Here is a 445-nt window from a genome sequence, read left to right as displayed (position 1 = left end):
GTCTGGCGGAGCAGCTCGCCGGTGACGACGAGACCGGACGACAAAAGCACCGTCGCCAGCGTCGCGATCAGCACGATCGGCAGCTTCTTCGGATAGGCCGGCGTGTTCGACACGATGGCGCGCGAGATGATGCGGCCGTCGGTCGGCGCGGTATCGATGGTCTCGCGGGTGTTGGCCTCGCGATATTTCGCAAGGTAGCTCTCGAGCAGGTCGCGCTGCGCCTTGGCCTCGCGCTCCAGCGCACGGAGCTGGACGTCCTGGCCGTTGGTCGAGGTCGCCTGCTTCTTGAGCTGATCGAGGCTGGCGGTCAGGCTGTCGACGCGGCCGCTGGCGATGCGGGCATCGTTTTCCAGCGTGCGCGAGATCTTGCTGGCTTCGTCGCGGATCTGGTTGTCGAGATCGCCGAGCTGGGCCTTCAGCTCCTTGATGCGCGGATGGTTGCCGA

The 445-nt window shown here is 66.1% G+C and carries 1 protein-coding gene; it reads right to left on the bottom strand.

The features are described from left to right. A partial coding sequence (locus AACY52_RS31410) for a GNVR domain-containing protein (protein WP_339561560.1) occupies positions 1-445 on the bottom strand: 445 nt, incomplete at both ends.

This window comes from Pseudomonas sp. EA_65y_Pfl1_P113 (genome assembly GCF_963970525.1).
GTDB classification, from domain to species: Bacteria; Pseudomonadota; Gammaproteobacteria; order Pseudomonadales; family Pseudomonadaceae; genus Aquipseudomonas; species Aquipseudomonas tritici.
This window is presented reverse-complemented; position numbering and strand designations above follow the sequence as displayed.